The organism is Curvibacter cyanobacteriorum (assembly GCF_028649475.1).
GTDB classification, from domain to species: Bacteria; Pseudomonadota; Gammaproteobacteria; order Burkholderiales; family Burkholderiaceae_C; genus Curvibacter; species Curvibacter cyanobacteriorum.
On record NZ_JAQSIP010000002.1, the window covers coordinates 171,929 to 190,662 of the forward strand.

General features: G+C 66.3%; 18 protein-coding genes. 16 read left to right on the plus strand and 2 right to left on the minus strand.

Going from position 1 to position 18,734, the window contains the following annotated elements:
* Positions 1-5 precede the first annotated feature (5 nt).
* Together PSQ40_RS04155 and PSQ40_RS04160 are read right to left on the minus strand one after the other, a co-directional pair.
* Positions 6-1,580 carry an NAD(P)H-hydrate dehydratase gene (locus PSQ40_RS04155; RefSeq protein WP_273949029.1) on the minus strand — a complete coding sequence of 525 codons (1,575 nt, stop codon included), beginning with the start codon at positions 1,578-1,580 and terminating at the stop codon, positions 6-8.
* Between the two features lie 276 nt (positions 1,581-1,856).
* Positions 1,857-3,116: an FAD-dependent oxidoreductase gene (locus tag PSQ40_RS04160; RefSeq protein ID WP_273949030.1), complete on the minus strand. Its 1,260-nt coding sequence runs from the start codon at positions 3,114-3,116 to the stop codon at positions 1,857-1,859.
* 292 nt (positions 3,117-3,408) lie between these two features.
* Here PSQ40_RS04160 and rpsB point away from each other — a divergent pair, with 292 nt between their 5' ends.
* From rpsB to PSQ40_RS04240, 16 genes are all read left to right on the plus strand, one after another.
* Positions 3,409-4,161, plus strand: coding sequence for a 30S ribosomal protein S2 (rpsB, locus tag PSQ40_RS04165; RefSeq protein ID WP_273949031.1), 753 nt, complete (start codon positions 3,409-3,411; stop codon positions 4,159-4,161).
* Positions 4,162-4,274: 113 nt separating this feature from the next.
* Positions 4,275-5,198, plus strand: coding sequence for a translation elongation factor Ts (gene tsf / locus PSQ40_RS04170; RefSeq protein WP_273949032.1), 924 nt, complete (start codon positions 4,275-4,277; stop codon positions 5,196-5,198).
* 61 nt (positions 5,199-5,259) lie between these two features.
* Entirely contained in the window at positions 5,260-5,982 is a 723-nt protein-coding gene (pyrH, locus tag PSQ40_RS04175) for a UMP kinase (RefSeq protein ID WP_273925756.1), read from the plus strand.
* A gap of 64 nt (positions 5,983-6,046) precedes the next feature.
* Positions 6,047-6,607, plus strand: a complete 561-nt coding sequence (frr, locus tag PSQ40_RS04180; RefSeq protein ID WP_273949033.1) for a ribosome recycling factor — start codon at positions 6,047-6,049, stop codon at positions 6,605-6,607.
* Between the two features lie 120 nt (positions 6,608-6,727).
* Positions 6,728-7,486 (plus strand): polyprenyl diphosphate synthase, encoded by a 759-nt coding sequence (gene uppS, locus PSQ40_RS04185; RefSeq protein ID WP_273949034.1) that lies wholly within the window; start codon positions 6,728-6,730, stop codon positions 7,484-7,486.
* Positions 7,487-7,497: 11 nt separating this feature from the next.
* Entirely contained in the window at positions 7,498-8,349 is an 852-nt protein-coding gene (locus PSQ40_RS04190; protein WP_273949035.1) for a phosphatidate cytidylyltransferase, read from the plus strand.
* Position 8,350: 1 nt separating this feature from the next.
* Positions 8,351-9,532, plus strand: a complete 1,182-nt coding sequence (locus PSQ40_RS04195) for a 1-deoxy-D-xylulose-5-phosphate reductoisomerase (protein ID WP_273949036.1) — start codon at positions 8,351-8,353, stop codon at positions 9,530-9,532.
* Positions 9,533-9,550: 18 nt separating this feature from the next.
* Positions 9,551-10,918, plus strand: coding sequence for an RIP metalloprotease RseP (rseP, locus tag PSQ40_RS04200; protein WP_273949037.1), 1,368 nt, complete (start codon positions 9,551-9,553; stop codon positions 10,916-10,918).
* Between the two features lie 42 nt (positions 10,919-10,960).
* Positions 10,961-13,258 (plus strand): outer membrane protein assembly factor BamA, encoded by a 2,298-nt coding sequence (gene bamA / locus PSQ40_RS04205; protein ID WP_273949038.1) that lies wholly within the window; start codon positions 10,961-10,963, stop codon positions 13,256-13,258.
* A complete protein-coding gene (locus tag PSQ40_RS04210; RefSeq protein WP_273949039.1) occupies positions 13,258-13,800 on the plus strand; it encodes an OmpH family outer membrane protein in 543 nt (180 codons plus the stop codon). Before bamA ends, PSQ40_RS04210 begins: the two co-directional genes overlap by 1 nt.
* Before the next feature lie 14 nt (positions 13,801-13,814).
* Entirely contained in the window at positions 13,815-14,795 is a 981-nt protein-coding gene (gene lpxD / locus PSQ40_RS04215; protein ID WP_273949041.1) for a UDP-3-O-(3-hydroxymyristoyl)glucosamine N-acyltransferase, read from the plus strand.
* Between the two features lie 13 nt (positions 14,796-14,808).
* Positions 14,809-15,249, plus strand: coding sequence for a 3-hydroxyacyl-ACP dehydratase FabZ (gene fabZ, locus PSQ40_RS04220; RefSeq protein ID WP_273949042.1), 441 nt, complete (start codon positions 14,809-14,811; stop codon positions 15,247-15,249).
* Positions 15,250-15,270: 21 nt separating this feature from the next.
* Complete coding sequence (lpxA, locus tag PSQ40_RS04225) at positions 15,271-16,065, plus strand: acyl-ACP--UDP-N-acetylglucosamine O-acyltransferase (protein ID WP_273949043.1); 795 nt, start codon at positions 15,271-15,273, stop codon at positions 16,063-16,065.
* A gap of 7 nt (positions 16,066-16,072) precedes the next feature.
* On the plus strand, positions 16,073-17,227 hold the full coding sequence (gene lpxB / locus PSQ40_RS04230) for a lipid-A-disaccharide synthase (RefSeq protein WP_273949045.1): 1,155 nt from the start codon (positions 16,073-16,075) through the stop codon (positions 17,225-17,227).
* The gene (gene rnhB / locus PSQ40_RS04235) at positions 17,199-17,843 is read left to right on the plus strand and encodes a ribonuclease HII (protein WP_273949047.1); all 645 of its coding nucleotides are present in this window, start codon (positions 17,199-17,201) and stop codon (positions 17,841-17,843) included. The genes lpxB and rnhB overlap by 29 nt, the downstream gene beginning before the upstream one ends.
* Entirely contained in the window at positions 17,831-18,622 is a 792-nt protein-coding gene (locus PSQ40_RS04240) for a TrmH family RNA methyltransferase (RefSeq protein WP_273949049.1), read from the plus strand. Before rnhB ends, PSQ40_RS04240 begins: the two co-directional genes overlap by 13 nt.
* Positions 18,623-18,734: the final 112 nt, after the last annotated feature.

Sequence of the window (18,734 nt, forward strand, 5' to 3'; positions counted from 1 at the left end):
GTGGTTCAGCCCGTCGGGCCGGCTGCGCCTGCGGGTCGCAAGGCCGCCGCCAGGCCGCTGGCCGTGAGGCTGTGGCCTGCGGGCCAGTCGTCGGCCACCTGCCCGTGCTGGTACACGGCGGCACAGGCGGCCTTGAAAGCGAGCAACCCCGAAGCCTCGCCCGCGCGCGGCGCGCCAGTTCCCGCCCACAAGGCGCCCAGCAGACCCGCCAGCACATCCCCGGTGCCGCCACTGGCCAGTCGGGCATTGCCGGTGGGGTTGAGGTGGGGCCGCTGGCCTGGCGCCGCGATCACCGAGCCCGACCCTTTGAGCACCACCACCGACCGGTACTGATCGGCCAGGGCTTGGGCGGCCTGCAGTCGGTCGCTTTGCACCGTGGCGGTGTCGCAGCCCAGCAGGCGCGCGGCCTCGAGTGGGTGGGGGGTCAGCACGGTGGCCTGGTGTTGGTCGTGGCGGGCTTGCAGGGCGGCTTGCAGCGTGGGCTCGGTGGCCAGGTGGTTGAGCGCGTCCGCGTCCAGCACCAGGCGCGGGGCCTCGCGCAGCACGCGCGGCAGCCAGGCCGCCACCGCGTCACCGCCGCCGCAGCCGCAGACCACGGTGGCCTGGGTGGGGTCCATGGCCTCGGGCCGGCGCAGCATCAGTTCGGGTTGGACTGGGTCCAGCGTCACGCTGGTTTCGCGGGTGTCCAGCAAGGCCAGCATGACGCGGCCGGCCCCGGCGTACAGTGCTGCCCGGGCCGCCAGGACGGCGGCGCCCGTCATGCCAAGGCCGCGTTGGCTCAGGCCTTCGCCGCCGATCACCAGCACATCGCCAAAGCTGCCTTTGTGGCTGGCATGGGCGCGCACGGTGGCCGCGGGCGGGCCGTTGAGCCAGGCGTCGGCGGGCTGCGCGTGCACGGGCAGCCCCAGAGGGTCCCACCACACCTGGCCGCTGAAGTCCCGCCCCTGGCCGGTGAACAGGCCAGGCTTCAGGCTCAGCAGGCTCAGCGTGTGGTCGGCGCGCACCTGGCTGCGCCCCCCGTGGAGCACCGGCTGACCTTGGTCGGCACTGAGCCCGGAGGGCAGGTCCACGGCCAGCACGGTGGCCGGGCTGTGGTTCAGGTGGGCAATCCAATCGGCCAGGCGCGCGTCGGTGGGTGGCCCCGGAGGCTGTGCTGGGGCGTCAGTGGCGCGGGCCCGCAGGCCGATGCCCAGCAGGGCGTCAATCGCCAGGTCGCCCGCCTGCAAGGTGGGGGGCTGCGCCAGCAGGGGGACGCCCGCGGCCTGTGCGCGCCGCAGGCTGTTCAGGGTGTCGGCGCTGGCGTGTTCGGCCTGGCCCAGCCAACTGGCGCTGACGGGCCAGCCTGCCCGTTGCAGTTGGGCCGCTGCCTCGAGCCCATCCCCACCGTTGTGGCCTGCCCCGCAGGCTACCCAGACTTGCCGTGCGTGCGGTGCCAGCGCCTGGGCCAGACGGGTCGTGGCCGCACCGGCGCGCTGCATCAAGGTGTGCGGGGGCAGGGCGGCCAGGCCCTGTTGCTCCAGGGCGCGCGTGCTGGCCAGGGTGTGCAGCGGGTGGGCTTGGTCGGGTCGAATGCGTTGCATGGGCTTTCCGTGCGGCCACCCCGGGTGGGCGACCTGCTGTGAACGATAGCCGAAGCGCAGGCCGGTCGGTGTTGTGCTGGCGCAGCGCTTGCTGCTGCAGGGGGGGCGGATTGTGGCCCCCTTGTTCGCCACTGAGGGGCTGGGGGTGCTGGGGTGCTGGGGCGCTGGGTACCGCTGGGCTGCCCCTGTGCACCTCTTATATATAAAGCGATGGAGCGAGATGGGTGCGGCGCGTTTGGGATGGGGCCGGAGGCGGCTTGGTGGGGGCTGCGCGCCTCAGCGGTAGCGCTCGATGCCGTAGCCGCCGAGGTCGATCTCCGGGGCGCGGCCGCTCAGACCATCGGCCAGCGCGCGCGCGCTGCCGCAGCTGAGCGCCCAGCCGCTGCTGCCATGGCCCAGGTTGAGCCAGATGCCCGGCGCCCCGCTGGCGCCGATCAGGGGTGGGGCGTCCGGCAGCATGGCCTGGCTGCCCTTCCACTCTTGCACGCCGCTGGACAGCGTGGCCGCGCCTGGGAACCAGTCTTGCAGCACTTGGTACAGCTCGCGCAGGGCAGCGGTGCGCTTGTCGTCGCTGGCATGGCCCAGCTCAAAACCACCAGCGACCCGGATGCGCTGGCCCAGGCGGCTGATGCTCACCTGGCGCTGGGCGTCCCAGACGGCGCTGCGGGGGGCGTTGAGGGGCTCGCGCACCTGCGCGCTGACCGAATAGCCGTGCACGCCCATCAGTGGCAACTTGATCCCCAGCGGGCGCAGCAGGTCGACCGAGGGGGCGCCCGCGCAGACCACGCAGGCGTCGAAGGTCCGCTGCTGGCTTTGGCCCCGCGCGTCGCGGGTGTGCAGCGTCACACGCTGGCCGGGCTCGATGGAGGTCACTGTGGTCTGAAACTCGAACTGGGCCTTCAGGCGCAGGGCCTCGTTGCGCATCAGCATGGCGAACTGGCGGCAGTTGCCGGCTTCGTCCTCGGGCAGCAGCAAGGCGCCCGCGAAGTCGGTGTCGGGGTTCAGGCCTGGCTCCAGGCGCCGCGTCTGCTCAGGCCCCAGTTCATGGAAGGGCAGGCCGACCTCGCGCCACCAGGCCTGCATGGCCTGCGCCCGGGCCAGGTCGTCGGCGTCGCGCAGCATCACCAGGCAACCTGTGCTGTGCTCGTAGTCCAGCGCCAGATCGCTGCGCAGGCGCTGCTGGCGTTGCAGGCTGTAGCGGGCCAGTGCCAGAAGCGACTCACGTTGCGTGGTCTGGGCGTCGGTGCGGGCGGCGCGCAGCCAGCGCCACATCCAGCCCAGTTGGCGGGCCCCCAGGCGCGGGCCCAGGTGCTGGGCGTGCAGCGGGTTCCACCACTGGCGCAGCACGCGGCGGGCAGTCGGGGCGCCGGTCCAGGGGGGCTGGCAGGAGGGAGAGATCAGGCCACCAGTGGCAAAGCTGGCTTCTTCGGCCACCGCGCCGCAGCGCTCAAAAACGGTGACCTGGTGGCCGTCGGTGGCCAATTCATAAGCGGTCGTGACGCCGATGATGCCGGCGCCGATGAGGGCAATGTTCATGCACTTACAAGAGTGGCGGTCCCCGCACAAAGGCTTTGGCGGGCCGTCAAATCTTCTTTCTTGGGAGGTCGCTGGAGACGCGCAGTCGGGCGGCAAAAGGGAGGTGGTGGGCCAGATGGCGGGGGACTGTAAGCGAGCGTGTTATAATTTTGGGGTTTTTGCTGGTGACCCGGCAAGACAAATCGCAAACCAGTCCCATCAAGGTGTTGCTGCAATCAAGAGGGTTTTCCATGAGGAAGCGCTCTGCGGCAAAGACGGGCTGGATTTTAGACCCAACCTTCGGAGAATTTTCATGTCCGTTACCATGCGCGAAATGCTGGAAGCCGGTGTCCACTTCGGCCACCAAACCCGCTTCTGGAACCCCAAGATGGCCCCGTATATCTTCGGCCATCGCAACAAGATTCACATCATCAACCTGGAAAAGTCGCTCCCGCTGTTCCAGGAAGCCACCAAGTTCGTCAAGCAACTGGCTGCCAACCGCGGCACCATCCTGTTTGTCGGCACCAAGCGTCAAGCCCGCGACATCGTGGCCGCTGAAGCTGAACGCGCTGGCGTGCCTTTCGTGAACCAGCGCTGGCTGGGCGGCACCCTGACCAACTTCAAGACCGTGAAGACCTCGATCAAGCGTCTGAAGGACCTGAAGGCTCAACAAGAAGCAGGTCTGGGCGGTCTGTCGAAGAAGGAACAACTGACCTTCAGCCGTGAAATCGAGAAGCTCGAAAAAGACATCGGCGGCATCCAGGACGTGTCGGCCCTGCCGGACGCCATCTTCGTGATCGACGTGGGCTTCCACAAGATCGCCATCGCTGAAGCCAAGAAGCTGGGCATCCCGCTGATCGGCGTGGTGGACTCCAACCACTCGCCCGAAGGCATCGACTACGTGATCCCCGGCAACGACGACTCGGCCAAGGCCGTGGCGCTGTACGCCCGTGGCATCGCTGACGCCATCATCGAAGGCCGTGCCAACGCCGTGAACGACGTGGTCAAGGCAGTGGCTGCCGAAGGCGGCGACGAATTCGTGGAAGTCGAAGAATCGGCTGCCTGAGTTTGCCCCTGCGCGACCTCTGACTGATCGCGAAAAAAGTGGGGCTTAGTGGCCCCCTTTTTTTTAGCCTCATCACCAACGTTTTGCATTGAACTGAATACGGAGAAACAAAAATGGCTGCTATTACCGCAAGCATGGTCGCTGAACTGCGCGCCAAGACCGACGCCCCCATGATGGAGTGCAAGAAGGCCCTGACCGAAGCCGAGGGCGATCTGGCCAAGGCTGAAGAGCTGCTGCGCGTCAAGCTCGGTACCAAGGCTGGCAAGGCTGCTTCGCGCGTGACCGCCGAAGGCGTGGTCACCAGCTTCATCGACGGCACCACCGGCGCCCTGGTCGAAGTGAACTGCGAAACCGACTTCGTGACCAAGAACGACAGCTTCCTGGCCCTGGCCAAGGCTGCTGCTGAACTGGTGGCCAAGCACAACCCCGCCGACATCGAAGCCCTGGGCGCCCTGGCCTACGAGCAAGACAGCTTCGGCCCGACCCTGGAAGACGTGCGCAAGGGCCTGATCGGCAAGATCGGCGAAAACATGTCCTTCCGTCGCTTCAAGCGTTTCGAAGGCGGTGCCAAGCTGGCCGCTTACCTGCACGGCACCCGCATCGGTGTGGTCGTTGAGTTCGACGGCGACGAAGCCGCTGCCAAGGACGTCGCCATGCACGTCGCCGCCATGAAGCCGGTCGCCCTGACCAGCGCTGACGTGCCGGCCGACCTGATCGAAAAAGAGCGCGCTGTGGCCGCTGGCAAGGCTGCCGAAGACGCTGCCAAGGCCCAAGCCGAAGGCAAGCCCGTGCAATCGCCCGAAATCGTGGCCAAGCGCATCGAAGGCGGCGTGCAGAAGTTCCTGAAGGAAGTGTCCCTGTTCAACCAGGCCTTCGTGAAGAACGACAAGCAAACCGTCGAGCAAATGCTCAAGGCTGCTGGCACCAACGTGAAGGGCTTCACCCTGTACATCGTGGGTGAAGGCATCGAGAAGAAGGTTGACGACTTCGCCGCCGAAGTGGCTGCGCAAGTTGCTGCTGCCAAGGCTGCAGCCTGATTCCGTTTTCGCCACTCAAGCCAAGCCACTACATTCCCATTTGCATCAGGAGAGCCCTTACATGACCACCGCCCAACCAGCCCACAAGCGCATTCTGCTCAAGCTGTCAGGCGAGGCCCTGATGGGGGACGACGCATTCGGGATCAACCGTGCCACGATCGTGCGCATGGTTGAGGAAGTGGCTGAAGTGACGCGCCTGGGCGTGCAGGTGGCCGTGGTGATCGGCGGCGGCAACATCTTCCGGGGTGTGGCTGGCGGCTCGGTCGGCATGGACCGTGCCACGGCCGACTACATGGGCATGCTCGCCACCGTGATGAACGCGCTGGCACTGGCTGACACCATGGACAAAGCAGGCCTGGTGGCCCGCGTGATGTCGGCCATCGCCATCGAACAGGTGGTGGAGCCCTATGTGCGTCCCAAGGCGCTGCAGTACCTCGAAGAGGGCAAGGTGGTGATCTTCGCCGCTGGCACGGGCAACCCGTTCTTCACCACCGACACGGCCGCCGCGCTGCGCGGTGCGGAGATCGGTGCCGAGCTGGTGCTGAAGGCCACCAAGGTCGATGGTGTCTACACCGCCGACCCCAAGAAGGACCCCAACGCCACGCGTTACACCAAGCTCACCTTCGACGACGCGATGTCGCAGAATCTGGGCATCATGGACGCCACCGCGTTCGCCCTGTGCCGCGACCAGAAGCTGCCGGTGAAGGTGTTCTCGATCTTCAAGCACGGCGCGCTCAAGCGCGTGGTGATGGGCGAAGACGAAGGCACGCTGGTTTACGCCTGAGGCCTGCCTGGCCCCGCATCCCAAGAAGCCCCGGCGCGAGCCGGGGTGGCTCCAGGAGATTGACATGAGCATTGCCGACATCAAGAAAACCACCGAAGCCAAGATGGACCAGTCCATCGCGGCCTTCAAGAACAACCTGACCAAGATCCGCACGGGTCGCGCCAACCCGGCGTTGCTGGACGCGGTGCAGGTCGACTACTACGGCTCGCCGGTGCCCATCAGCCAGGTGGCCAACGTGTCGTTGCTCGACTCGCGCACGATCAGCGTGCAGCCCTGGGAAAAGGGCATGGGTCCGAAGATCGAAAAAGCCATCCGCGACAGCGACCTGGGCCTGAACCCGTCGAGCATGGGAGAGCTGATCCGCGTGCCGATGCCGCCGATGAGTGAAGAGCGCCGCAAGGAGCTGACCAAGGTGGTGCGCAACGAAGGCGAAGGCGCCAAGATCGCGATCCGCAACCTGCGTCGTGACGCCAACGAATCGGTGAAGAAGCTGGTCAAGGACAAGCTGGCTTCGGAAGACGATCAAAAGCGTGCCGAAGCCGACACCCAGAAGGTGACCGACAAGCACATCCTCGAGATCGACAAGCTGGTGGCTGCCAAAGAGCAGGACATCATGGCGGTCTGATCCCCGGGCCGCTTGCCGAGCCCGCTTGGGACCTGATCGTTTTTGCTGGGGCCGCCCTTTTGCAGGGCCGCCCCGTTCGTTTTTTGGGGCCTTGGTGCCTGTTGCTGTAACACTCCCCTCATGACCCAGTCCAAAACACCCGGGGCCGTGCCCCACCACATCGCCATCGTCATGGACGGCAATGGCCGTTGGGCCACACGCCGTTTTCTGCCGCGCGTGGCCGGGCACAAGCAGGGGGTGGACTCGCTGCGGCGCTGCGTCAAGGCGTGCGCGGCGCGGGGGGTCAAGGTCCTGACCGTGTTTGCCTTCTCGTCCGAGAACTGGAACCGCCCGGTGGACGAGGTGTCGGGCCTGATGGAACTGCTGGCGCTGGCCCTGGGCCGTGAGGTGCCGCAGTTGCTGGCCGACGGTGTGCGCCTGCATTTCGTCGGTGAGCGCCGGGGCCTGTCGGACAAGGTCTGTGCCGGTCTGGCGCAGGCCGAGGCCACCACAGCCCACAACAGCCGCCTGGTGTTGAACGTGTGTTTCAACTATGGCGGGCGCTGGGACATTGCGCAGGCCGCCGCGGCGCTGGCGGCCCGCGGTGAGCCCATCACTGAACAAAGCCTGGACCGCGCCATGGCGCTGGCCCATGTGCGCGACCCCGACCTGCTGATCCGCACCGGTGGCGAGCAGCGCATCAGCAACTTCCTGCTGTGGCAATGCGCCTACTCGGAGCTGTTTTTCAGCGACCGCCTGTGGCCGGACTTCGACGAAGCCGCGCTGGACGAGGCGATCGCCGTCTTCGCCTCGCGCGAGCGTCGCTTTGGTAAAACCTCGGCCCAGATCGCGCAGGAGGCTGCGGCCCCGGCATCGGGTGATTCGCCCCAATCCGTTTAAAAGGGCTCCCCATGCTCAAGCAGCGCGTCATCACCGCCCTGGTCCTGCTGGCCATTTTGTTGCCCGCGCTCTTCTACCCTGAGCCCGAGCCCTTTTGTGCGCTGCTGCTGCTCTTCATTGCCGCCGGTGGCTGGGAGTGGGGGCGCATGAATGGTTTGGGCCAGCCCGCCGCCTGGGCGCTGGGGGGCGTGTGCCTGGTGGCCTGTGCACTGGCCTGGTGGGCGGGCTGGCTGGCGCGGCCCCTGACACCGGTGTGGGTGGTAGCGGGCACGGCTTGGGTGCTGGGCGCGGCCGCCTTGCTCAAGGCGGGGGTGCCGGGCTGGCCGCGTGTGCCGGCCGCCTTGCGCCTGGTGGGGGGCTTGCTGGCCCTGATCGTGGCCTGGCTCGCGGTGGCGCAGGCCCGCGTGGCGGGCATCAATTTCTTGCTGTCGGTGCTGGTGCTGGTCTGGGTGGCCGACGTGTTTGCCTATTTTGCGGGCCGGGCCTTCGGCCTGCGCTTCACGCGCCGCAAGCTGGCCCCCGCCATCAGCCCGGGCAAGAGCTGGGAAGGCGTGTGGGGCGGCATGGCCGGTGTGGTGGTGTTGGCCTGGTGCTGGAGCGCCGCCGACGCCGCCCTGGGCGCGTCTGTGCCCAGTTTTTATTCGCGCTTGGCCAGCCATGGCGGGGCCTTTTTGACGCTGGCCGTGGTCTTCATGGGGGCCATGAGCGTGGTCGGTGATTTGGTTGAATCGCTGATCAAGCGCAGCGTCGGCATCAAGGACAGCAGTGGCCTGCTGCCCGGGCATGGCGGGGTGCTGGACCGCATCGATGCGCTGCTGCCGACCCTGCCCCTGGCCCTGATGCTCAGCTCTCTGGTGGGATGACATGACACAACAACGCCTCACGGTGCTCGGCTCGACCGGCTCCATTGGACAAAGCACGCTCGACGTGGTGGCCCGCCACCCGGAGCGGTATGAGATTTTTGCCCTCACGGCGTCCACCCAGGTGGACAAGATGCTGGCCCAGTGCGCGGCGTTCAAGCCGCGCCATGTGGTGATGGTCAGCGAGGCGCATGGCCGCGCGCTGGCCGAGCAGATCCGCGCCCACCAGTGGCCCATCGAGGTGCACACCGGCGCGGCTGCGCTGGAGTGGGTGGCCGCCCACCCCGAGGTGGACTCGGTGATGGCGGCCATCGTGGGGGCCGCAGGCCTGGCGGCCTGTCTGGCGGCGGCCCGCAGCGGCAAGCGCCTGATGCTGGCCAACAAAGAGGCCCTGGTGGTCGGTGGCGAGGTCTTTTTGCAAGCCGTGCGCGAGGGCGGGGCGGTGCTGCTGCCGATAGACAGCGAGCACTCAGCCATCTTCCAGTCGCTGCCCGAAGACCCCAGCAGCTGGGAGCGGCGGGTGCGCAAGATCATCCTCACCGCGTCGGGCGGACCGTTCCGCACCCGCGACCCCGACACCCTGCGCGACGTCACGCCTGAGCAGGCCTGTGCCCACCCCAACTGGGTGATGGGGCGCAAGATTTCGGTCGACTCCGCCACCATGATGAACAAGGCCCTGGAGGTCATCGAGGCGCGCTACCTGTTCGGTCTGCCGCCAAGCCGCATCGAGGTGGTGATTCACCCGCAAAGCATTGTTCACTCGATGGTGCAGTACCACGACACCGCGGTGGTGGCCCAGTTGGGCGTGCCCGACATGCGCGCCCCGATCGCCTACGGCCTGGCCTGGCCCGAGCGCATCGACAGCGGTGCCGAGCACCTCGACTTCACGGCTCTGCCGGCCATGACCTTCTCCAAGCCCGACGCACGCCTGTTCCCGGGCCTGCAACTGGCCTGGGACGCGCTGAACGGCCCTTCGGGCACGGCGGCGGTGCTCAATGCCGCCAACGAGATCGCGGTGGACGCCTTCCTGAATCGCCGCATCCGCTTTGACCAGATTCACCACACCAATGTGGCGACCATGGCCGCGGTGTTGCCCGAGTCGCCGACGACCCTGGCAGACTTGCTGGCGCTGGACGAACGCGCGCGTCGTTCGGCCTTGGAATTTGTGCAGCGCATTCAGGCCTGAAAGGGCTGGAGGTAGGACATGTTGATGACCGTTGCATCCTTTGTGCTGGCATTGGGGATCTTGATCGCTGTGCACGAGTACGGTCACTACCGGGTGGCTGTGGCCTGTGGCGTCAAGGTGTTGCGCTTCTCGGTCGGTTTTGGCCGCGTGCTGTTGCGCTGGCAGCCGCGCCCCGGGGGCACGGAATTCGTGCTCAGTGCCTTCCCGCTCGGGGGCTATGTGCGCATGCTCGACGAGCGCGAAGCACCGGTGCCGGCGGCCGAGCGGCATCAGGCTTTCAACACCCAGTCCCTGCCCAAGCGCGCGGCCATCGTGGCCGCCGGCCCGGCGGCCAACCTGCTGCTCGCGGTGCTGTTGTATTCGGCCGTGAACTGGTACGGCGTCGAAGAACCCAAGGCCATCCTGGCGGCGCCGGTGGCTGGGTCGCTGGCCGCGGAGTCGGGGCTGCGTGGCGGTGAAATCATTCGCCAGGCCGCCCTGGACGGCGATGAGCTGGCCCCGGTGGCCTCGTTTGAAGACCTGCGCTGGCTGCTGACCCAGGCCGCCCTGAATGGCCGCGATGTGACGCTGGAGGCCGCACGCGGCGAGCGCGCTGGCGCCCAGGAGTACCGCTTGCCGCTGTCACGCCTGCCGGTCAAGGAGGCCGATGCGCAGCTGTTTCGCCGCATTGGCTTGCTGGGGCCTTGGACGCGCCCCGAGATGGGCGATGTGCTGGCGGGCAGCCCGGCCGAGAAAGCCGGTTTGCGCAAAGGCGATCTGGTGCACCAGGTGGGCAACACGCCCATCGTCGACGGCCAGCAACTGCGCGAGTTGATCCGCGCTTCGGTGGTCGGGGGGCAGGCACCGGTCCAAACCTGGCGCATTGAGCGCGCGGGCCTGATGATGACGCTGGACGTGCAACCCCAGATGCAGAGCGATGGTCGCAACCCGCCGGTGGCCCGCATCGGTGCCTTTGTGGGGGCGCCGCCCGAGCTGGTCACGGTCTACCGCGGCCCGCTGGAGGGCTTGTGGAGCGGCGCCGTCAAGACATGGGAAGTGTCCACGCTGACCCTGCGCATGATGGGCCGCATGGTGGTGGGGGAGGCCTCGCTGCGCAACATCAGTGGCCCGCTGACGATCGCCGACTACGCGGGCAAATCGGCCAGCCTGGGCCTGTCCCAATACTTGGTGTTTCTGGCCCTCATCAGTGTCAGTCTCGGGGTGCTGAACCTGCTGCCGCTGCCGGTTCTGGATGGGGGGCACCTGATGTATTATCTTTGGGAGGCGGTGACCGGCAAGGCCGTGTCCGACGCTTGGATGGAACGTTTGCAGCGTGGCGGGATGGCTGTGCTGATGGCCATGATGTCCATTGCGTTCTTCAACGACGTCACCCGGCTCTTTGGTTAACCTTGTGATCGCTGCGTTTGGCGCAGCGGTACCGGCTCATTCATGAACATACAACTCACCCGTTTCCGCCTGCGCTCTGTGGCCGCAGTGGCTGCCCTGATCGTGGCGTCTCACGCCGCATGGGCGCTTGACCCCTTCACCGTGCGCGACATCCGCGTCGAAGGCCTGCAACGGGTCGAGCCCGGTACCATCTTCGCGTCCCTGCCGTTCCGGGTCGGTGAGACCTACAACGACGACAAGGGCTCCGCCGCGATCCGCGCGCTGTTCGCCCTGGGCCTGTTCAAGGACGTGCGCCTGGAGGCCAATGGCAACGTGCTGGTGGTGGTGGTTGAAGAGCGCCCCACGGTGGCCGACGTGGACTTTGTTGGCACCAAGGAATTCGACAAGGAAACCCTGAAGAAGGCGATGCGCGACGTCGGCCTGGCCGATGGCCGTCCTTTCGACAAGGCGCTGGCCGACCGGGCCGAGCAAGAACTCAAGCGCCAGTACATCAGCCGCAGCCTGTACGGCGCCGAGGTGGTGACCACGGTCACCCCGATCGAGCGCAACCGCGTCAACATCACCTTCTCGGTGGTCGAAGGCGAGCCTGCCAAGATCAAGGACATCCGCGTGGTGGGCAGCCAGGCGTTCAGCGAATCCACCCTCAAGGGCCTGTTCGATCTGGACACCGGGGGCTGGCTCAGCTGGTACACCAAGTCCGACCGCTATGCCCGAGCCAAGCTCAACGCCGACCTCGAAACCCTGCGCTCGTACTACCTGACGCGCGGGTACCTCGAGTTCCGCATCGACTCGACCCAGGTCGCGATCTCGCCCGATAAGAAAGACATTTCGATCACCATCAACGTGACCGAGGGTGAGCGGTTTGTGGTCTCGTCCGTCAAGCTCGAAGGCGACTACCTCGGCAAGGAAGACGAGTTCAAGTCCCTGGTCGCGATCCGCGCCGGTGAGCCCTACAACGCGGACGCCGTGGCCCAGACCACCAAGGCCTTCTCGGACTACTTCGGCAACTTCGGCTTCGCGTTTGCCCGCGTCGAAGCCCGCCCCGAGATCGACCGCAGCACCAACCGCGTGGCCTTTGTGCTGGCCGCCGAGCCGTCGCGCCGCGCCTATGTGCGCCGCATCAATGTGACTGGCAACAGCCGCACCCGCGATGAGGTGGTGCGCCGTGAGTTCCGTCAGTTCGAAGCCTCCTGGTACGACGCCGACCGCATCCGCCTGTCGCGCGACCGCGTGGACCGTCTGGGCTTCTTCAAGGACGTCAACATCGAAACCCAGGAAGTCCCGGGCTCGCCTGACCAGATCGACCTGTCGATCAACGTGACCGAAAAGCCGGCCGGCAGCATCCAGTTGGGCGCCGGTTTCTCGAGCGCTGAACGGGTTTCGCTGTCCTTCAGCATCCGTAACGAGAACATCTTCGGCTCGGGCAACTACCTGGGCTTCGAAATCAACACCAGCAAGTACAACCGCGTGGTGTCGGTCAGTGCCACCGACCCGTACTTCACGGTGGATGGCATTTCCCGCACGGTCGACGTGTACCACCGTGCGTTGCGCCCCTATGCCGACCAAGGCGGTAACTACCGTTTGGTCACCACGGGGGCCGGCCTGCGTTTTGGCGTGCCGTTCAGCGAGGTGGATCGCGTGTTCGTCGGTCTGAACCTGGAGCAGACGACCATCCAGCCGGGCACCAACATCCCGGCCGCCTACCTGACCTACGCCGAGACCTACGGTTACACCAGCAGCGCGATTCCGCTCACGCTGGGCTGGTCGCGCGACGACCGGGACAGCGCTTTGGCCCCCAACAGCGGCCGTTACCAGCGCTTCAACTCGGAACTGGGTCTGATGGGCGATGCGCGTTACACCCGCAACAACTACCAATACCAGCAGTACGTGCCGCTGAACAAGAAGTTCACCTTGGCCTTCAACGGCGAGTTGGGCCTGGGCAAGGGCCTGGGGGGGCGTCCCTTCCCGGTGTTCAAGAACTTCTATGGCGGCGGTCTGGGTTCGGTGCGTGGCTTTGACCAAGGCACCCTGGGCCCGCACGACGTCACGGGCGCCATCGTGGGCGGCGCCAAGAAGGTGGTCCTGAATGCGGAGCTGACCGCGCCCTTCCCGGGCGCCGGCAATGACCGCACGTTGCGGGTCTTTGGTTTCACCGACGTGGGTAACATCTACGGCGAGAATGAAAAAATCAGTACCAGCACGCTGCGCGCCTCCGTTGGGGTCGGTTTGAGCTGGGTCTCCCCCATGGGGCCCCTGCGTTTTGCCATCGCCAATCCCGTGCGCAAGTTCGCTGGCGATAGAATCCAGAAATTGCAATTCCAGATCGGAACGTCTTTCTAATGAAATCCTTTTCCCGTCAAATGGCCCTGGCCGCTGCGCTGGGTCTCTCTGCCTTGACTGCTGCGCCGGCGATGGCTGAAGAATTCCGTGCTGGTTTCGTCAACACGGACCGCATTTTCCGTGAAGCCAACATGGCCAAGTCCGCCCAGGCCAAGCTCGAGGCTGAGTTCGCCAAGCGTGAAAAAGAACTGGTCGACATCCGCAACAACTTGAAGACGGTCTCCGACAAGTTCGAGCGCGAAGCCCCCACGCTGTCCGAGGCGCAACGCAACACGCGCCAAAAGCAGCTGGTGGACCAAGACCGTGACTTCCAGCGCAAGAGCCGCGAGTTCCAGGAAGACCTGAACACGCGCAAGAACGAAGAGCTGCAACAAGTGATTGACCGCGCCAACAAGGTGGTCAAGCAAGTGGCTGAGGCTGAGAAGTACGACGTGATCCTGCAGGAAGCGATCTACATCAATCCCAAGCACGACATCACCGACAAAGTGATCAAGGCCTTGAACGCGGCCAGCGCAGCATCTGCAGGCGCCAACAGCAAGTGATCCCGGTGACAGGCATGGTCCTGCATCTGGGTCAGATCGTTGAAGCCTTGGGGGGCGAGTTGCATGGTGACCCCGCCACCCCCATCGCGCGCATTGCCTCACTGGAGTCGGCCCAGGCCGACGCCATCAGTTTTCTAAGCCACCCGCGTTACCAGCAACAGCTGTCGGTGACGCAGGCGGCTTGTGTCATTGTGGCGCCGGCTTTTCGCGAAGCCGCCCAGGCCCGCGGGGCCTGCATCGTCACCGAGCAGCCCTACGTCTACTTTGCCCGCCTGACGCGGTTGTGGAAGCAGGCCACGCGCCCGCAAGACCCCCAGCGTGTGCACCCCAGTGCCGTCATCCACCCGCAAGCCGAGGTGCACCCCAGTGCCCGCATCGGGGCTTTGTGCGTGATCGAGCGCGGGGCCCGCATCGGGGCTGAAACAGTGCTGTATTCGCGCATCACGGTGGGCGAGGACTGTGTCATTGGTGAGCGTTGCATCGTCCACCCGGGCGTGGTGATCGGGGCGGATGGCTTTGGCTTTGCTCCGGTGGACGGCCGCTGGGAGAAGATCGAGCAGTTGGGCGCGGTGCGCATCGGCGACGATGTGGAGGTCGGTGCCAACACCTGCATCGACCGCGGCGCGCTGGGCGACACGGTGATCTCGAACGGCGTCAAGCTCGACAACCTGATCCAGATCGGTCACAACGTGCGCATCGGCGAGCACACCGCCATGGCGGGCAACGCCGGTGTGGCGGGCAGTGCCACCATCGGGGCGCATTGCACGGTGGGCGGTGGTGCGGTGGTGCTGGGCCATTTGAGCCTGGCCGACCATGTGCACGTCTCGGCCGCGTCGGTGGTGATGCGCTCCCTGCACAAGCCGGGCCAGTACACTGGCGTGTTTCCGTTGGATGAGAACCGCCAATGGGAGAAGAACGCGGCCACGCTGAAGCAATTGCACAGCCTGCGCGAGCGCATCAAGGCGCTTGAAGCGACCCCCAAAGAAAACCATTGATAGAGAAGACCCCATGTTGGACATTCACCAGATCCTCAAGCAACTGCCGCACCGTTACCCCATTTTGTTGGTGGACCGTGTCCTGTCGGTTGAAAAGGGCAAGACCATCAAGGCGCTGAAGAACGTCTCCATCAACGAGCCTTATTTCATGGGCCACTTCCCGCACCGACCGGTGATGCCGGGCGTGCTGATGCTCGAAGCCATGGCCCAGGCCGCAGCCCTGTTGGCCTTTGACACCCTGGGTGTGACGCCGGACGACAAGACCGTGTACTACTTCGCCGGCATCGACGGTGCCCGTTTCAAGCGCCCGGTCGAACCCGGCGACCAGCTGATCATGGACGTCTCGCTCGAGCGCATGAAGGCCGGTATCTTCAAGTTCAAGGGAATCACCCGCGTGGGCGATGAGGTGGCTTGCGAAGCCGAACTCATGTGCACCATGCGCACCATCGCCTGATCTGAGACGGGAGCCCTGCCCATGACCCGAATCCACCCGACCGCCATCGTCGACCCCGCTGCCGAACTCGACAGTTCGGTCACCGTGGGGGCGTACACCCTCATCGGCCCGAATGTGATCATTGGGGCGGGCACCACGGTGGGGCCGCACTGCGTGATCGAGGGCAACACCTCGATCGGCTGCGACAACCGCATCTTCCAGTTCAATTCGCTGGGCGCGATCCCGCAGGACAAGAAGTACGACGACGAGCCCTGCGAGCTGATCATCGGGGACCGCAACACCATCCGTGAGTTCTGCACCTTCAACATCGGCTCGCCCGGTGGTGGTGGCGTGACCCGCATCGGCAACGACAACTGGATCATGGCGTACGTGCACCTGGCGCACGACTGCCTGGTGGGCAACCACACCATCTTTGCCAACAACTCCCAGCTGGCGGGCCATGTGGTGGTGGGGGACTGGGCCATCCTGGGGGGCTTCACGGTGGCGCACCAGTTTGTGCGCATTGGTGCCCACAGCATGACCGCCATGTGCTCGCTGCTGTTCGCTGACCTGCCGCCGTTTGTGATGTGCCAGGGCCAGCCGGCCGAGGCGCGCACCATGAACTTTGAGGGCCTGCGTCGCCGCGGTTTCTCGGCGGAGCGGGTGGCGGCGGTGCGCACCATCCACAAGCTGCTGTACCGCAGCAACCTGGCACTCGATGCGGCGTGTACCGAAATCTCCCGTCTCACCGAAAGCCACCCCGAAGCGGCGGCCGATGTGCAGATGATGTTGAGCTTCCTGGAGCAGACGCCGCCCAACCGCGGCATCGTTCGCTGACTTTCAAATGACCATGGATCCGCGTTTCGCCATGGTGGCCGGCGAAGCGTCTGGCGACCTGCTGGCTGGCCTGCTGCTCGACGGCCTGAAGTCGCGTTGGCCCGCGCTGTCGGCGCAAGGCATTGGCGGCCCCGCCATGGCCCAGCGTGGCTTTGAGGCCTGGTGGCCGCAGCACAAGCTGGCCGTGCGCGGCTATGTCGAGGTGCTGCCACACCTGCGCGAGCTGCTGGCCATCCGGCGCGCCCTGGGCGACCGCTTGCTGGCCCAGCGCCCCGAGGCCTTCATCGGTGTCGATGCCCCTGATTTCAATTTCGACCTCGAGATTCGCCTGCGCGAAGCCGGGGTCAAGACCGTGCACTTCGTCAGCCCTTCGTTTTGGGCCTGGCGCGCCAAGAAGGTCGAGAAGCTGCGCCGAGCCGCCGACGAGGTCTTGTGCATCTTCCCGTTTGAACCCGAGCTGCTGGCCGCCCAGGGCGTACCGGCCACCTATGTGGGGCACCCGATCGCGTCGGTGATCCCGATGGCGCCCGACCGCGCGGCCGCCCGTGCCCGCCTGGGCTTGCCCGCCGAGGGCCCGGTGGTGGCCTTGCTGCCGGGCAGCCGGCGGGCTGAGATCCGCTACCTGGCGCGTCGCTTTTTTGCCGCGGCACGCCAGTTGCAGGTGGCGCGTCCTCAGCTGCATTTTGTCCTGCCCACCTTGCCCGCGCTGCGCGCCGAGGTGGAGGCCGCCGCGCGCGCCGAAGGGCTGAACCCGGGACCGGGTGGGCCGCTCACGGTGCTCGAAGGACAGTCGCACGCGGCCCTGGCGGCCTGCGATGTGACCTTGATCGCCAGCGGCACGGCGACGCTGGAGGCCGCCTTGTTCAAGCGCCCGATGGTGATCGCCTACAACATGCCCTGGCTCAGCTGGCAAATCATGAAGGGCAAGAAGTTGCAACCCTGGGTGGGCTTGCCCAACATCCTGGCGCGCGACTTTGTGGTGCCCGAATTGCTGCAGGACGCGGCCACCCCCGATGCGCTGGCGCGCGCGGTGGGTCGCTGGCTGGACCACCCGGCCGAGGTGCAGGCGCTGGAGCGCCAGTTCACCACGCTGCACGAACAACTCAAGCGCGACACCGCGCGCCTGGCGACCGATGCGATCGAGAAACTTCTTGCACGCTGAGCAGGTGTCGCTGAGCTGGGATCCCCCCGGGCTGCAAGCCGGGGTGGACGAGGCCGGCCGAGGGCCGCTGGCGGGACCGGTGGTGGCCGCGGCCGTCATCCTTGATGACCTGCGCCCGATCGCTGGCCTGACCGACTCCAAGAAGCTCACCGCGGCGCGCCGCGAGAAGCTGTTTGACGAAATCCGGGCCAAGGCCTTGTGCTGCTCGATCGCCGAGGCCAGTGTGGAGGAGATCGACCGCCTCAACATCCTGCAGGCCACCCTGCTGGCCATGCGCCGCGCGGTCGAGGGCCTGCGCCTGAAGCCCGTCAAAGTGATGGTGGACGGCAACCAGTTGCCGCGCCTCGACGTGCTGGCCGAGGCCGTGGTCAAGGGCGACGCCCTGATTCCCGCCATTTCGGCGGCCTCCATCTTGGCCAAGGTGCACCGGGATCGCTGGTGCGCCCAGGTGGACAAGCACTACCCCGACTACGGCTTTGCCGCGCACAAGGGCTATGGCACGGCCGCCCACCTGGCGGCGCTGCGGGCCCACGGCCCGTGCCCGGAGCACCGCCAATCCTTTGCGCCTGTGCGCGAAGCCCAGGCCCTGCTGGCTGGGCGAGAATGCAGCCTGTGACCTCATTGACCCCCGAACCCGTTCTCATCACCTCGCGCGACAATCCGCAACTCAAGGAGCTGCGTCGCCTCTCGCAGGACAGCACCGCCTACCGCAAGCAAGGCCGTGTCTGGCTCGAAGGGGACCACCTGTGCCGGGCGGCACTGCAGCGCGGCCTGCGTCCTGCGCTGGGGGTGTACTGCGAGTCGTTCTGGGCCCGCTCGGGCCGGGAATGGGGGCCGCACGCGCACCGCAACCTGGTCGTGCCCGACGCCTTGTTCAAGGACCTGAGCGGCCTCGAATCCCCCGCGCCACTGGCCTTTGTGATCGACCTGCCGGTCTGGGACGGTCCGCAGCCCGGTGTGCCCACCGTGGTGCTGGACCGCGTGCAGGACGCGGGCAATGTGGGCTCCATCCTGCGCAGTGCCGCGGCCTTTGGCTTTGCCCAGGTGCTGGCGCTCAAGGGCACCGCCGCGCTGTGGTCGCCCAAGGTGCTGCGCGCTGGCATGGGGGCGCACTTTGGTCTGCGCCTGCTGGAGGCGCAGGCGGTCGAAGACCTCGATGGCCTGGACCTGCCTTTGATCGTCACCAGCTCCCACCAAGGCGCCTTGATCCACCAGCAAACCTTGCCTTGGCCCTGCGCCTGGGCCATGGGTCACGAGGGGCAGGGCGTGGGCGAGGCCCTGATGGCCCGCGCGGCGCTGTCGGTGCGCATTGGCCAGCCCGGTGGTGAAGAGTCGCTCAACGTGGCGGCCGCTGCGGCCATCTGTCTGCACGCGAGCGCAGTGCAGGCGCATTAGAAATTCTCATACCCTAAATTGGGCCGAAATTGTCATCTGGGCGTCAGCTTGGGTGGCGATCGGCTATAATGAGAGGCTTTCACGCAACACCCGACGCCCTAGCGCATTCCAG